This window comes from Pseudomonas retamae (assembly GCF_043496865.1).
Lineage (GTDB): Bacteria > Pseudomonadota > Gammaproteobacteria > Pseudomonadales > Pseudomonadaceae > Aquipseudomonas > Aquipseudomonas retamae.
This window is the reverse complement of the sequence record NZ_JBIEIL010000006.1, coordinates 170,745-185,278: the sequence shown is the minus strand read 5'-3', so window position 1 is coordinate 185,278 and position 14,534 is coordinate 170,745. Positions and strand designations below refer to the sequence as shown.

At 60.1% G+C, this 14,534-nt stretch carries 16 protein-coding genes; all 16 read left to right on the top strand.

Annotation, left to right across the window (positions count from 1 at the left end; all coding sequences use genetic code 11):
• Positions 1-29 precede the first annotated feature (29 nt).
• The 16 genes from ACGSLL_RS14180 to der all read left to right on the top strand — a co-directional run bounded on the left by ACGSLL_RS14180 (position 30) and on the right by der (position 14,455).
• The gene (locus ACGSLL_RS14180; RefSeq protein ID WP_394506755.1) at positions 30-1,244 is read left to right on the top strand and encodes an IscS subfamily cysteine desulfurase; all 1,215 of its coding nucleotides are present in this window, start codon (positions 30-32) and stop codon (positions 1,242-1,244) included.
• 101 nt (positions 1,245-1,345) lie between these two features.
• The gene (gene iscU / locus ACGSLL_RS14175) at positions 1,346-1,732 is read left to right on the top strand and encodes a Fe-S cluster assembly scaffold IscU (protein WP_003227907.1); all 387 of its coding nucleotides are present in this window, start codon (positions 1,346-1,348) and stop codon (positions 1,730-1,732) included.
• Between the two features lie 34 nt (positions 1,733-1,766).
• Complete coding sequence (gene iscA, locus ACGSLL_RS14170; RefSeq protein ID WP_010565230.1) at positions 1,767-2,090, top strand: iron-sulfur cluster assembly protein IscA; 324 nt, start codon at positions 1,767-1,769, stop codon at positions 2,088-2,090.
• 8 nt (positions 2,091-2,098) lie between these two features.
• A complete protein-coding gene (gene hscB, locus ACGSLL_RS14165; protein ID WP_016773325.1) occupies positions 2,099-2,620 on the top strand; it encodes a co-chaperone HscB in 522 nt (173 codons plus the stop codon).
• 51 nt (positions 2,621-2,671) lie between these two features.
• The gene (gene hscA, locus ACGSLL_RS14160) at positions 2,672-4,537 is read left to right on the top strand and encodes a Fe-S protein assembly chaperone HscA (protein ID WP_394506751.1); all 1,866 of its coding nucleotides are present in this window, start codon (positions 2,672-2,674) and stop codon (positions 4,535-4,537) included.
• Positions 4,537-4,878 carry an ISC system 2Fe-2S type ferredoxin gene (fdx, locus tag ACGSLL_RS14155; protein WP_016773327.1) on the top strand — a complete coding sequence of 114 codons (342 nt, stop codon included), beginning with the start codon at positions 4,537-4,539 and terminating at the stop codon, positions 4,876-4,878. The genes hscA and fdx overlap by 1 nt, the downstream gene beginning before the upstream one ends.
• A 14-nt stretch (positions 4,879-4,892) precedes the next feature.
• Positions 4,893-5,093 carry a Fe-S cluster assembly protein IscX gene (iscX, locus tag ACGSLL_RS14150; protein WP_016773328.1) on the top strand — a complete coding sequence of 67 codons (201 nt, stop codon included), beginning with the start codon at positions 4,893-4,895 and terminating at the stop codon, positions 5,091-5,093.
• 87 nt (positions 5,094-5,180) lie between these two features.
• Positions 5,181-5,606: a nucleoside-diphosphate kinase gene (ndk, locus tag ACGSLL_RS14145; RefSeq protein ID WP_024014216.1), complete on the top strand. Its 426-nt coding sequence runs from the start codon at positions 5,181-5,183 to the stop codon at positions 5,604-5,606.
• 28 nt (positions 5,607-5,634) lie between these two features.
• Positions 5,635-6,783 (top strand): dual-specificity RNA methyltransferase RlmN, encoded by a 1,149-nt coding sequence (rlmN, locus tag ACGSLL_RS14140; RefSeq protein WP_090286031.1) that lies wholly within the window; start codon positions 5,635-5,637, stop codon positions 6,781-6,783.
• Between the two features lie 12 nt (positions 6,784-6,795).
• On the top strand, positions 6,796-7,554 hold the full coding sequence (pilW, locus tag ACGSLL_RS14135) for a type IV pilus biogenesis/stability protein PilW (protein WP_394506747.1): 759 nt from the start codon (positions 6,796-6,798) through the stop codon (positions 7,552-7,554).
• A complete protein-coding gene (locus tag ACGSLL_RS14130) occupies positions 7,554-8,594 on the top strand; it encodes a RodZ domain-containing protein (protein ID WP_394506745.1) in 1,041 nt (346 codons plus the stop codon). Before pilW ends, ACGSLL_RS14130 begins: the two co-directional genes overlap by 1 nt.
• 3 nt (positions 8,595-8,597) lie before the next feature.
• Positions 8,598-9,707: a flavodoxin-dependent (E)-4-hydroxy-3-methylbut-2-enyl-diphosphate synthase gene (ispG, locus tag ACGSLL_RS14125; RefSeq protein WP_394506743.1), complete on the top strand. Its 1,110-nt coding sequence runs from the start codon at positions 8,598-8,600 to the stop codon at positions 9,705-9,707.
• A 22-nt stretch (positions 9,708-9,729) separates the two neighbouring features.
• Complete coding sequence (hisS, locus tag ACGSLL_RS14120) at positions 9,730-11,019, top strand: histidine--tRNA ligase (RefSeq protein WP_007964435.1); 1,290 nt, start codon at positions 9,730-9,732, stop codon at positions 11,017-11,019.
• Between the two features lie 41 nt (positions 11,020-11,060).
• Positions 11,061-11,702, top strand: a complete 642-nt coding sequence (locus ACGSLL_RS14115) for a tetratricopeptide repeat protein (protein WP_394506740.1) — start codon at positions 11,061-11,063, stop codon at positions 11,700-11,702.
• Positions 11,695-12,846, top strand: a complete 1,152-nt coding sequence (gene bamB, locus ACGSLL_RS14110; protein WP_394506738.1) for an outer membrane protein assembly factor BamB — start codon at positions 11,695-11,697, stop codon at positions 12,844-12,846. The genes ACGSLL_RS14115 and bamB overlap by 8 nt, the downstream gene beginning before the upstream one ends.
• A gap of 136 nt (positions 12,847-12,982) precedes the next feature.
• Positions 12,983-14,455: a ribosome biogenesis GTPase Der gene (der, locus tag ACGSLL_RS14105; RefSeq protein ID WP_090286015.1), complete on the top strand. Its 1,473-nt coding sequence runs from the start codon at positions 12,983-12,985 to the stop codon at positions 14,453-14,455.
• Positions 14,456-14,534 lie beyond the last annotated feature (79 nt).

Here is a 14,534-nt window from a genome sequence, read left to right as displayed (position 1 = left end):
CACGCCAGCCCTGATTTAGGAGATAGTCCATGAAATTGCCGATTTACCTTGATTACTCTGCGACCACCCCGGTTGATCCGCGTGTTGCGCAAAAAATGAGTGAATGCCTGCTGGTTGACGGAAACTTCGGCAACCCGGCGTCGCGCTCCCACGTATTTGGCTGGAAGGCTGAAGAGTCGGTCGAAAACGCCCGTCGTCAGGTGGCCGATCTGGTCAACGCCGATCCGCGCGAAATCGTCTGGACCTCCGGGGCCACCGAGTCCGACAACCTGGCAATCAAGGGTGCGGCACATTTCTACGCCTCCAAGGGCAAGCACCTGATCACCAGCAAGATCGAACACAAGGCCGTTCTCGACACCATGCGCCAACTGGAGCGTGAAGGTTTCGAAGTGACTTACCTTGAGCCGACCGAAGACGGTCTGATCACTCCGGCGATGATCGATGCGGCACTGCGCGAAGACACCATTCTGGTGTCGGTAATGCACGTGAACAACGAAATCGGCACTGTGAACGACATCGCTGCGATCGGCGAACTGCTGCGCTCCAAGGGCGTGCTGTTCCACGTCGACGCCGCTCAGTCCACTGGCAAGGTCGACATCGATCTGCAGAAACTGAAAGTCGACATGATGTCGTTCTCCGCCCACAAGACCTACGGTCCCAAAGGCATCGGCGCGCTGTACGTCAGCCGCAAGCCGCGTGTGCGCATCGAAGCGACCATGCACGGCGGCGGTCACGAGCGTGGCATGCGTTCCGGCACCCTGGCGACTCACCAGATCGTCGGCATGGGTGAAGCGTTCCGTGTGGCCAAGGAAGACATGGCGGCTGAAAACGCCCGTATCAAAGCCTTGAGCGACCGTTTCTACAAGCAGGTCGAGCATCTGGAAGAGCTGTACGTCAACGGCAGCCTGACCGCCCGCGTTCCGCACAACCTGAACCTGAGCTTCAACTACGTTGAAGGCGAATCGCTGATCATGGCACTCAAGGATCTGGCGGTATCGTCCGGTTCGGCGTGCACCTCGGCGTCGCTGGAGCCTTCGTACGTATTGCGCGCCCTGGGCCGCAACGACGAACTGGCACACAGCTCGATCCGCTTTACCTTCGGCCGCTTCACCACCGAAGAAGAAATCGACTACGCCGCGCAGAAAGTCTGCGAGGCCGTTACCAAGCTGCGCGCTCTGTCGCCGCTGTGGGACATGTACAAAGATGGCGTCGATATCTCGAAAATCGAGTGGGCGGCACACTAACCAAAGAAGCCGCCGGGTACAGGTCCTGTAGCGACGCGGCGGTTCACGCAGCGCAGTTGCAGGGTCTCAAGAGCGGCCCTGATGAGTGAGGATTGAGAATCATGGCTTACAGCGAAAAGGTCATCGACCACTACGAAAACCCGCGCAACGTCGGCAAGATGAACGCGGAAGATCCTGATGTCGGCACCGGCATGGTCGGCGCTCCGGCGTGCGGCGACGTGATGCGTCTGCAAATCAAGGTCAACGACCAGGGCGTTATCGAAGACGCCAAGTTCAAGACCTACGGCTGCGGTTCGGCCATCGCTTCCAGCTCCCTCGCCACCGAGTGGATGAAGGGCAAGACCCTGGACGAAGCCGAAACCATCAAGAACACTCAGCTGGCCGAAGAACTGGCCCTGCCGCCAGTGAAAATCCACTGCTCGGTACTGGCTGAAGACGCTATCAAAGCGGCTGTTCGCGATTACAAGCAGAAGAAAGGCTTGATCTGACTTTCTGGATCTGGCGACGAGTAAGGAGTCAACGATGGCTATCAGCATGACAGAAGCGGCTGCTCGGCACGTGCGGCGCTCCCTCGACGGGCGCGGCAAAGGTGAAGGGATTCGTCTGGGTGTTCGCACCACAGGCTGTTCCGGCCTTGCCTACGTGCTGGAGTTTGTCGACGAGGTGGTTGCGGAAGATCAGGTGTTCGAGAGTCACGGCGAAAAAGTGATCATCGACCCGAAAAGCCTGACCTACCTGGACGGCACCGAGCTCGATTTCGTCAAGGAAGGGTTGAACGAAGGCTTCAAGTTCAACAACCCCAACGTACGCGGTGAATGTGGCTGCGGCGAAAGCTTCAACATCTGAGGCTTGTCGTGGGTATTCCTTGTCATTTCGCTTTATTCGAGCTGCAACCGAGCTTCCGCCTGGATCTCGAGCAGTTGGCCACGCGCTATCGAGAGCTGGCACGCGGGGTTCACCCTGACCGTTTTGCCGACGCATCCGAGCGCGAGCAGCGTTCGGCGCTCGAGCAATCGGCACGGCTCAACGACGCCTACCAGACGCTCAAGAGTCCGGCCCAGCGTGCGCGCTACCTGCTGAAGATCAGCGGGCATGAAGTGCCGATGGAAGTCACCGTCCACGATCCCGAGTTTCTTTTGCAGCAGATGCAGTGGCGCGAAGAGCTCGAAGACCTGCAGGACAGTGCCGATCTCGATGGTGTCGCGGTATTCAAGCGTCGCCTCAAGGCCGCTCAGGAACAGCTCAATGAAAGCTTCGCAGCCTGTTGGGATGATGCAGCGCAGCGCGAACAGGCCGAACGCCTGATGCGGCGCATGCAGTTCCTCGACAAGCTCACCTACGAAGTGCGCCAGCTAGAAGAGCGCCTCGACGATTAACCCAGTGCTGCCCTGATTGCACGCCTGATAGACAGACAAGACCTGATTACCATGGCTCTACTGCAGATCGCCGAACCCGGCCAAAGTCCTCAACCGCACCAGCGTCGTCTGGCTGTCGGCATCGACCTGGGCACTACCAATTCGCTCGTTGCTGCGTTGCGCAGCGGTGTCTCCGAACCGCTGGCCGACGCCAACGGGCAGGTCATCCTGCCGTCGGCGGTGCGTTATCACGCCGATCGCGTCGAAGTTGGCGAGTCGGCCAAGCTGGCTGCCTCTTCCGATCCTTTGAATACCGTGCTGTCGGTCAAGCGCTTGATGGGTCGTGGTCTGTCCGACGTCAAGCAATTGGGCGAGCAACTGCCGTACCGCTTCGTCGGCGGCGAGTCGCACATGCCGTTCATCGATACCGTGCAGGGTCCGAAAAGCCCGGTTGAAGTCTCCGCCGATATCCTCAAGGTCCTGCGTCAGCGTGCTGAGGCGACCTTGGGTGGCGAACTGGTTGGCGCGGTGATTACCGTTCCAGCTTACTTCGACGATGCTCAGCGCCAAGCCACCAAGGACGCGGCAAAACTCGCCGGTCTGAACGTGCTGCGTCTGCTCAACGAGCCGACCGCCGCTGCTGTGGCGTACGGTCTCGACCAGCACGCCGAAGGTCTGGTAGCCATTTATGACCTGGGCGGCGGCACCTTCGATATTTCGATTTTGCGTCTGACCGGCGGTGTGTTCGAGGTTCTGGCCACTGGCGGCGACAGCGCACTGGGCGGCGATGACTTCGATCACGCCATTGCCGGCTGGATCATCGAGAGCGCGGGCCTGTCCGCCGACCTCGATCCGGGCGCACAGCGCAATCTGCTGCAAACCGCTTGCGCGGCCAAAGAAGCTCTGACCGATGCGGCCAGTGTGGAAGTGGCGTATGGCGATTGGAAAGCCTCACTGACCCGCGAAGCCTTCGATGCGCTGATCGAGCCGATGGTCGCGCGCAGCCTGAAAGCCTGCCGCCGCGCCGTTCGCGATTCCGGTATCGAGCTCGAAGACGTGCATGCCGTGGTCATGGTCGGCGGTTCGACCCGTGTGCCCCGTGTGCGCGAAGCGGTTGCAGAAGCCTTTGGTCGCCAGCCGTTGACCGAAATCGACCCGGATCAAGTGGTGGCCATCGGCGCTGCGATTCAGGCTGACACTTTGGCGGGCAACAAGCGCGATGGCGGCGAACTGCTGCTGCTCGATGTGATTCCCTTGTCCCTGGGCCTGGAAACCATGGGCGGCCTGATGGAGAAGGTGATTCCGCGCAATACCACCATCCCCGTCGCTCGCGCTCAGGATTTCACCACCTATAAAGACGGCCAGTCGGCTATGGCCATCCACGTGCTGCAGGGTGAGCGTGAGCTGATCAGCGACTGCCGCTCGCTGGCGCGCTTCGAATTGCGCGGTATTCCTGCGATGGTGGCTGGCGCGGCGAAGATTCGTGTGACCTTCCAGGTCGATGCCGACGGTCTGCTCAGCGTTTCCGCCCGTGAATTGGGTTCGGGCGTCGAGGCGAGCATTCAGGTCAAGCCGTCCTACGGTCTGACCGACGGCGAAATCGCCAAAATGCTCAAGGACTCGTTCCAGTACGCCGGTGACGACAAGGTCGCCCGCGTTTTGCGTGAGCAGCAAGTCGATGCCCAGCGCCTGCTCGAAGCGGTGCAGGGTGCTCTGGAGGCGGATGGCGAGCGTTTGCTCGACGCCGAAGAGCGCATGGTCATCGACCTGCAAATGCAGGAACTGGCCGAACTGATGAAAGGCACCGATGGTTATGCCATCGAGCAGCAGACCAAGCGTCTGTCGCAAGTGACCGATGCTTTTGCTGCCCGCCGCATGGATCAGACGGTCAAAGCCGCTCTGTCGGGGCGCAACCTGAATGAAATCGAGGATATCTGATGCCGCAGGTCATTTTTCTGCCCCACGAGAAGTTCTGCCCTGAAGGCATGGTGGTCGAGGCTGCGCCCGGCACTTCGATTCTCGAACTGGCCCACGAACACCACATCGAGATGGAAAGTGCCTGTGGCGGCGTCTGCGCCTGCACCACGTGCCACTGCATCATCCGCGAGGGTTTCGACTCGCTGGAAGAGGCCGATGAGCTGGAAGAAGACTTCCTCGATCGTGCCTGGGGTCTGGAAGCGCAATCGCGTCTGGCCTGTCAGGCCATCGTCGGCGAAGAAGACCTCACGGTCGAGATTCCGAAATATTCGCTTAACCATGCGGCCGAAGCGCCGCACTGACTGGTAAGACTGTCATGAGCTACGGTTGGAATGATGTTCAACGCATTGCCGAAGAGCTGGCCGAGGCCCACGAGGGGCTCGATCCGTACTCGGTAGGTTTCGTCCGTTTGCAGCAGATGATCCTTGAGCTGCCTGACTTCGATGCTACTTCTGGCCGGGTCGGCGAGAAGGTGCTCGAAGCGGTTCAAGAGCTTTGGGCGGCAGAATTGGACTGATCGTCTCGCAGGTTAGGCAATACCCAAGAACCCGCGTATAATTCGCGGGTTTAATTTTTCGCAAATTACCGTTTCTGGAGTTACACCATGGCTGTTCAACGTACTTTCTCCATCATCAAGCCTGACGCCGTTGCTAAAAACGTGATCGGCAAGATCACCACTCGCTTCGAAGACGCTGGCCTGCGCGTTGTAGCTTCGAAACTGAAGCAACTGTCCAAAGCCGAAGCCGAAGGCTTCTACGCTGAACACAGCGAGCGCGGTTTCTTCGGTGACCTGGTTGCGTTCATGACTTCCGGTCCGGTTGTCGTTCAGGTTCTGGAAGGCGAAAACGCCATCGCTCGCAACCGTGAGCTGATGGGCGCTACCAACCCTAAAGAAGCGGCTGCCGGCACCATCCGTGCTGACTTCGCCGAGTCGATCGACGCCAACGCCGTTCACGGTTCGGACTCCGAAGCCGCTGCTGCTCGCGAAATCGCTTACTTCTTCGCAGCTACTGAAGTAACCACTCGCTAAGCATTGGCTTAAGAGTGAAGGTGAATCCATGACGACATCGACTGTGAAAACCAACCTGCTGGGTCTGACCCAGCCGGAAATGGAAAAATTCTTCGACTCAATCGGGGAGAAGCGTTTCCGTGCCGGTCAGGTAATGAAATGGATTCACCACTTTGGCGTCGATGATTTCGACGCCATGACGAACGTCAGCAAGGCCTTGCGCGACAAGCTCAAGGCCATTGCCGAAGTGCGTGGTCCGGAAGTGGTCAGCGAGGACATCTCCAGCGACGGCACCCGTAAATGGGTGGTGCGCGTGGCGTCCGGCAGCTGCGTCGAGACCGTGTACATTCCCCAGGGCAAACGCGGCACTCTGTGCGTTTCGTCCCAGGCAGGCTGTGCCCTGGATTGCAGTTTCTGCTCCACCGGCAAGCAAGGCTTCAACAGCAACCTCACCGCCGCCGAAGTCATTGGCCAGGTGTGGATTGCCAACAAATCTTTTGGCAGCGTCCCGGCCACCGTCGACCGTGCCATCACCAACGTGGTGATGATGGGCATGGGCGAGCCGTTGCTGAACTTCGACAACGTCGTCGCCGCCATGCATCTGATGATGGATGACCTCGGCTACGGGATTTCCAAGCGCCGCGTGACCCTGTCCACTTCGGGCGTGGTGCCGATGATCGATGAGCTGGCCAAGCACATCGACGTGTCCCTGGCGTTGTCCCTGCACGCACCGAATGACGCATTGCGTAACCAATTGGTGCCGATCAACAAGAAATATCCGCTTAAGATGCTGCTCGAGTCGTGCCAGCGCTACATGTCCGCCCTCGGCGAGAAACGTGTGCTGACCATCGAGTACACCTTGCTCAAGGACGTCAACGACAAGCTTGAGCATGCGGTGGAAATGATCGAGTTGCTGAAAGACATCCCGTGCAAGATCAACCTGATCCCGTTCAACCCGTTCCCGCATTCCGGGTACGAGCGGCCAAGCAACAACGCCATTCGCCGCTTCCAGGATCAGTTGCATCAGGCCGGTTTCAACGTCACCGTGCGCACCACCCGTGGTGAGGATATCGACGCTGCATGTGGTCAATTGGTAGGGCAGGTGCTGGATCGCACCCGTCGCAGTGAACGTTACATCGCTGTGCGTGAGTTGAGCGCCGACAGCGATCTGGCTCAGAACGCCACGAACACTCACTAAGAGAGGATCTCTATGTCCCTGCGCTTTGCGCTGCTGTTGCTGTTGGCCAGCCTGTGTGCTGGTTGTGTCCTGTCGGGTGACTACAACCCGATGAAGACCAGCAAGGGCCGCGATGAAGCGCGGGCTGCCTACGTGCAGTTGGGGCTGGGTTACCTGCAGCAGGGCATGACCGAACGGGCCAAGGTGCCGTTGAAGAAGGCCCTGGAACTCGACAGCTCCGATCCTGACGCCAACGCCGCGCTCGGCCTGGTGTTTCAGTCCGAGATGGAACCCCAGCTGGCCGACGAGCACTTTCGCAAGGCCTTGTCCTCGCGTCCCGCCGATGCACGCATCCTCAACAATTACGGCAGTTTTCTCTACGAAGAGCAGCGCTATAAAGAAGCCTACGAGCGATTTGAACAGGCCGCTGCCGATACCCTGTATCCTGAGCGTTCGCGGGTGTTTGAAAACCTCGGCATGACCGCGGCGAAGCTGGGGCAGCGCGATCTGGCGCAGCAGCAACTGGAAAAAGCCCTGCGTTTGAACCGTCAACAACCGCGCGCGCTGCTGGAAATGGCTGAGTTGTCCTTCGAAGACAGGCATTATGTGCCCGCGCGTGACTTTTACGACCGTTTCAGCCAGTTGACCGAACAGAATGCACGTAGTCTATTGCTCGGCGTTCGGCTGGCAAAAGTGTTTGAAGATCGCGACAAGGCCGCCAGTTATGGCCTGCAATTAAAACGACTCTATCCCGGTACGCCGGAATATCAGCAATACCTGTCGGAGCAATGATGAAAGCGGCGCATCCCGAAGTTGTAGCAGCGAATCGCGTAAACCCCGGTGAGACCCTGCGCCAGGCCCGCGAAAGCAATGGCTGGTCGCTGGCCGAAGTGGCCCTCAAGCTCAACCTCACCGTAACTTCCCTGAGCAATCTTGAAGCCGGCGCGTTCGACAAGCTGCCGGGGCATACTTTCGCCCGCGGTTACATTCGCGCCTATGCCAAATTGCTCGGCATGGACCAGAGCGTGCTGGTCCAGCAATTTGACCAGTCCACCGGCACCGACTCCCAGGGCAGCAACGTTCACGCCCTCGGCCGTATCGAAGAGCCGGTGCGGGTCTCCCACACCATATTGCGCATCGTCAGCCTGCTGTTGCTGATCGCGGTCATCGGCGGCGGTTTCGTCTGGTGGCAGGATCAGACCTCGCTGCGCACCAAGGATCTGGCCGCTCTGGCGCCGGAACACGTTGAAGTCGAAGGCGCGGACGGCACCACGCAGATTCACCCGATCGACGAGCCGGAAGACCAGGCCGTCGAAGAGAACCAGGCCGACAGCTCGACCGCGCTGGCATTGCCGCAATCCGAAACCAGCGCCGAATCGACCGGTGCCGAAGCTACTGCGCCGGCCACCGCGCCAGCAGCGCCCGCGGCTCCGAGCGTCGCGCCGACCGCCCCGGCTCATACCCCTGCGCCAACCGTAGCCGCGCCCGCCGCTCCGGCGCCGAATGTCGCAACGCCAGCGCCAACCGTCGCCGCTCCAACCACGCCCGTCGCACCCGCGGCCAGTCCTGAAGCGGCTGCTCCGGTTGCCGGCGAAGGTCAGGTCCAGTTGCAGTTCAGCGCCGATTGCTGGGCGCAGGTGACCGACGGCCGTGGCAAAGTGATTTTCAGCGGTCTGAAACATAAAGGCGACAGCGTGACCGTGGCTGGCAAGCCGCCGCTCAACGTCCGTCTGGGTGTCGCTCGTGCCGCACAGGTCAGCTACAACGGCCAGCCGGTCGACATCGCTCCGTTCACCAGTGGCGAGACTGCTCGCCTGAAGTTGGGTCAATAAGTCATGCACGGCGAATCTCCAATCAAACGTCGCGTTTCGCGCAAGATCTGGGTCGGCAACGTACCGGTGGGCGGCGACGCGCCGATCGCGGTGCAGAGCATGACCAACAGCGACACCAATGATGTCGCCGCCACCGTTGCGCAGATCAATCGTCTGGAAGCCGCTGGCGTCGACATCGTTCGCGTTTCGGTGCCGGACATGGACGCCGCCGAGGCGTTCGGCAAGATCAAGCAACTGGTCAAGGTGCCGTTGGTTGCCGACATTCACTTCGATTACCGCATTGCCTTGCGCGTCGCCGAACTGGGTGTGGACTGCCTGCGCATCAACCCGGGCAACATCGGTCGCGAAGACCGTGTGCGTGCGGTGGTCGATGCAGCGCGTGATCGCGGCATTCCGATCCGCATCGGCGTCAACGCCGGCTCGCTGGAAAAAGACCTGCAAAAGAAATACGGCGAGCCGACCCCGGCGGCGCTGGTTGAATCTGCCTTGCGTCACGTTGAACACCTCGAGCGCCTGAATTTCCAGGACTTCAAGGTCAGCGTGAAGGCCTCCGACGTGTTCATGGCCGTCGAAGCCTACCGCCTGCTGGCGAAAGAAATTGTCCAGCCGTTGCACTTGGGTATCACCGAAGCCGGCGGATTGCGTTCGGGCACAGTGAAATCCGCCGTCGGCCTAGGTATGCTGCTCGCCGAAGGGATTGGCGATACTATCCGCATCTCGCTGGCGGCCGACCCGGTCGAGGAAGTGAAGGTCGGTTACGACATTCTCAAGTCTTTGCATCTGCGTTCCCGTGGCATCAACTTCATCGCCTGCCCGAGCTGCTCGCGGCAGAACTTCGATGTGGTGAAAACCATGAACGAGCTGGAAGGGCGCCTTGAAGACCTGCTGGTGCCGCTGGATGTCGCGGTCATCGGTTGCGTGGTCAACGGCCCCGGCGAAGCCAAGGAAGCCCATATCGGCTTGACTGGCGGCACGCCAAACCTGATTTACATCGATGGCAAGCCGTCGCAGAAACTGACGAATGACAATCTGGTGGATGAGCTGGAACGGCTGATCCGCCAGAAAGCGGCCGAGAAGGTCGAAGCTGACGCTGCGGTTATCGCGCGCGGCTGATCGAACGAATTAAGGAATTTTTGTGAGCAAGTCTCTGCAAGCCATTCGTGGCATGAACGACATCCTGCCCGAACAGACCCCGCTGTGGCGTTATTTCGAGGGCACTGTTGCGCGTCTGCTGGACAACTACGGTTACAAGCAGATCCGCATGCCGATCGTCGAGTTCACCGAGCTGTTCAAGCGCTCGATCGGTGAAGTGACCGATATCGTCGAAAAAGAGATGTACACCTTCGAAGACCGCAACGGCGATTCGCTGACCTTGCGTCCTGAAGGTACTGCGGCGTGCGTGCGCGCTGTGCTCGAACACGGCATCACCGGCGGCGGTCAGGTGCAGAAACTCTGGTACATCGGCCCGATGTTCCGCCACGAGCGACCGCAGAAAGGCCGTTATCGTCAGTTCCACCAGATCGGTCTGGAGGTGTTCAACCTCGACGGTCCGGACATTGACGCCGAATTGATCATCATGACCTGGCGCCTGTGGGGCGAGCTGGGTATCCGTGATGCGGTCAAGCTCGAACTCAACAGCCTGGGCACCAGCGAGTCCCGGGGGCGTTATCGTGAAGCGCTGGTCGAGTATCTCTCGGCGCACCACGACAAGCTCGACGAAGACAGCCAGCGCCGTCTGAAAACCAACCCGCTGCGCGTGCTCGACACCAAGAACGCCGACACTCAGGCGGTACTGGTCGATGCGCCGAAAATGGCCGACTACCTTGATGACGAGTCCCGTGCTCACTTCGAAGGCTTGAAGGCGCGGCTGGACGCGGTCGGCATTCCGTACGTGCTCAACCCGAAACTGGTGCGCGGCCTCGATTACTACAGCAAAACCGTTTTCGAATGGGTCACCGACAAACTCGGCGCCCAGGGCACCGTGTGCGCGGGCGGCCGTTACGACGGTCTGGTCGAGCAAATGGGCGGCAAGCCTACCACCGGCGTCGGTTTCGCCATGGGCATCGAGCGTCTGGTGTTGATGCTCGAAACCCTCGAGCAGATCCCGGAAGAAATCTCCCGTCAGGTCGACGTCTACCTGTGCGCCTTCGGTGAGCAGGCGGAGCTGGCCGGTCTGGCCCTGGCCGAGCGGGTACGCGACCAGCTTCCAAACCTGCGCCTGCAAGTCAATGCCGGCGCAGGCAGCTTCAAGAGCCAGTTCAAGAAAGCCGACAAGAGCGGTGCGCTGTACGCACTGATCCTCGGTGACGACGAGATGGCCCAGCAAGTGGTAGGTTTCAAACCCCTGCGTGGCCAGGGCGAACAACAAAGCATTGCCTGGGATGCGCTCGCCGCTCACCTGGCCACCTGCGTCGTGCAGGGTTGAAGCTGTCTTAACAGCCGATTTAGCGATTAAGGAGTATTGGGGTGTCGAGTACCGAAGACGAACAGTTGGCGGATTTGAAGGACTGGTGGACACGCAACGGCAAACCTCTGGTCACCGGCGGCCTGTTGGCGCTGGTCATCGTGTTCGGCTGGCAGGCTTATCACAAGTATCAGAGCAACCAGTCGCAAGGCGCTTCGGTGCTCTATCAGCAATTGCTGGAAACCACCCTGACGCCTGACGGCAAGCCAGACGCCGCGCGCGTTGCGGACCTGGCCGGCAAGCTCAACAGCGAATTCGGCGGTTCTGCCTACGCGCAGTACGGCAGCCTGTTCGTCGCCAAGGTCGCGGTTGACAGCGGCAAGCTGGACGATGCGGCCACCGAGCTGAAAGCCATTGTCGACAAACCGGCCAACCCGGCGCTGGGCGAGATCGCCCGTCAGCGTCTGGCGCAGGTGCTGGGCGCACAGGACAAGACCGAAGACGCCCTGAAACTGCTCGACGGCGATGCCGACAAAGCGTTCCTGGCCACTCGCGAAGAACTCAAGGGCGACCTGCTGGTGAAGCTGGGCCGTACCGATGACGCGAACAACGCGTATCAAAAAGCCAAGGCGGCACTGTCGGATGAAGCGGCAGTCGGTGGCCTTCAAATCAAGCTCGACGACCTGGCCAAAGGGGATGCGTGACGTGATCCGTTGGAAGCATGCAGCATTGCTGGCTCTGGCCCTTCTGGCCGCGGGTTGCAGCAGCAACAGCAAGAAAGAATTGCCACCGGCCGAACTGACCGACTTCAAAGAAGAAGTGGTTCTGCAAAAGCAGTGGAGCCGTTCGATCGGTGACGGTCAGGGCGAAACCTACAACATGCTGGTGCCGGCGATCGATGGTGACACCATCTACGCCGCCGATGTCACCGGCGTGGTCATGGCTATGGATCGCAGCAATGGCGACGTGAAATGGGAACAGGACCTTGAACTGCCTGTTTCCGGCGCCGTTGGCGTTGGTTACGGTCTGGTGTTGATCGGCACCCTGCGTGGCGAAGTCGTCGCTCTGGACACCAGCAACGGTGAAGAGAAGTGGCGTGCACGGGTCAACAGCGAAGTCCTCGCGCCGCCGGCCAACAATGGTGACGTGGTGGTGGTGCAGACCCAGGACGATCGTCTGATCGGTCTGGATGCATCCACTGGTAATCAGCGCTGGGTGTATGACAGCACTCCGGCGGTACTGACCCTGCGGGGCACCAGTGCACCGCTGGTGACCAACCGTCTGGCGCTGGCTGGCCTGTCGACCGGTAAAGTGGTCGCTCTGGACATTTCCAATGGCGTGCCGGTGTGGGAACAGCGTATCGCCATTCCACAGGGTCGTTCGGAACTGGAGCGCGTGGTCGATATCGACGGCGGTCTGCTGCTGTCCGGCGGTACGCTGTACGTGGCCAGCTATCAGGGTCGCGTCGCGGCACTGGACGTGGAAAGCGGTCGTCAACTCTGGCAGCGCGATGCCTCGAGCTACGCCGGTATCGCTCAGGGTTTCGGCAGCGTCTACGTGAGCCTGTCCTCGGGCACCGTTGAAGGCGTTGATGAGCGTTCCACTACCGCATTGTGGAGCAACGATGCGCTGGCTCGCCGCCAGCTGTCGGCTCCGGAAGTGTTCTCCAGCTACGTTGCAGTGGGTGACCTGGAAGGTTATCTGCACCTGCTGAGTCAGGTTGACGGTCGTTTCGTCGGCCGTGAGCGCATCGACAGCGACGGCCTGCGTGCCCGTCCGCTGGTGGTGGGTGACACGATTTATGTGTATGGCAACAGCGGCAAACTGGAAGCCCTGACCATTAAGTAACAACTATGCTTGGGGTTAACCCCCCAGGCGGCCCCGGATTCATGGGGCTTGCAGCGCTATCAGGCGTTGCCCCGAGCACCAGCCGCTGCCTCGCAGCGGCTTTTGTATTTTCTGAAATAACGAAGTGGAGAGCCGCATGGTTCCCGTAATCGCCCTGGTGGGCCGACCGAACGTCGGCAAGTCCACCTTGTTCAACCGCCTGACTCGGACTCGCGACGCCATCGTCGGCGACCTGTCCGGTCTGACCCGTGATCGCCAGTACGGTGAGGCCAAGTGGCAAGGGCGTTCCTACATTCTGATCGACACCGGCGGTATCTCCGGTGACGAACATGGTATGGACGAAAAAATGGCCGAGCAGTCGCTGCTGGCCATTGAAGAAGCAGACGTTGTGCTGTTCCTGGTAGATGCCAAGGCCGGTTTTACCGCCGCCGACCAGATGATCGCCGAACACCTGCGCAAGCGTAACAAGCGTTCCCACGTGGTCGCCAACAAGGTCGACAACATCGACCCGGAAATGGCCCGCGCCGAATTCGCCCCGCTGGGCATGGGCCACGCGATCCCGATCGCCGGTGCTCATGGCCGTGGCATCACGCAGTTGCTCGAAGCCGCCCTCAGCGATTTCCCACGTGATGATGACGAGCCGGCTGAAGGTGAAGAGGAAGAGATCGTTGCCGAAGGCGAGGAAGCCAAGCGCATTCCTGGCCCGAGCGAAAAAGACGGGATCAAGATCGCCATCATCGGCCGTCCGAACGTCGGCAAGTCGACCCTGGTCAACCGCATGCTCGGTGAAGACCGGGTGATCGTTTATGACCAGCCCGGCACGACCCGCGACAGTATCTACATCCCGTTCGAACGCAACGAAGAAAAGTACACGCTGATCGACACCGCCGGTGTGCGCAAGCGCGGCAAGATCCACGAAGAAGTCGAAAAATTCTCCGTGGTCAAAACCCTGCAGGCGATCAAAGACGCCAACGTGGTGATCTTCGTGATGGACGCCCGCGAAGGCGTGGTCGATCACGACCTCAACCTGCTGGGCTTCGCCATCGAGTCGGGTCGCGCGCTGGTCATCGCGATCAACAAGTGGGACGGCATGACGCCGAGCGAGCGCGATTTCGTCAAGGTCGAGCTGCAACGTCGTCTGTTCTTCGTTGACTACGCCGACATTCACTTCATCTCGGCACTGCACGGCACCGGCGTGGGCAACCTCTACGCTTCCGTACAGAACTCGTTCAAGTCGGCGGTCACCCGCTGGCCGACCAACCGTCTGACCCAGATTCTCGAAGACGCGGTAGGCGAGCACGCGCCACCAATGGTCAACAACCGCCGGATCAAGCTGCGTTATGCGCACTTGGGTGGTGCCAACCCGCCGATCATCGTGATCCACGGTAACCAGATCGAGAAAGTGCCGAAGTCGTATGTGCGCTATCTGGAGAACACTTATCGTCGTGTGCTGAAGCTGGTCGGTACGCCGATCCGCATCGAGTTCAAGGGCGGCGAGAACCCGTACGAAGGCAACAAGAACACGCTGACCGACCGCCAGGTCAACAAGAAGCGTCGCTTGATGTCGCACAACAAGAAAGCCAGCAAGAAACGCCGCGACAAGAAATAAAAAAGCAGCTTCAAGTTTCAAGCTGCAAGCTTTAAGTAAAAGCAGAGAGGGCTTCGTATGAAGCCCTTTTTTGTGGGCG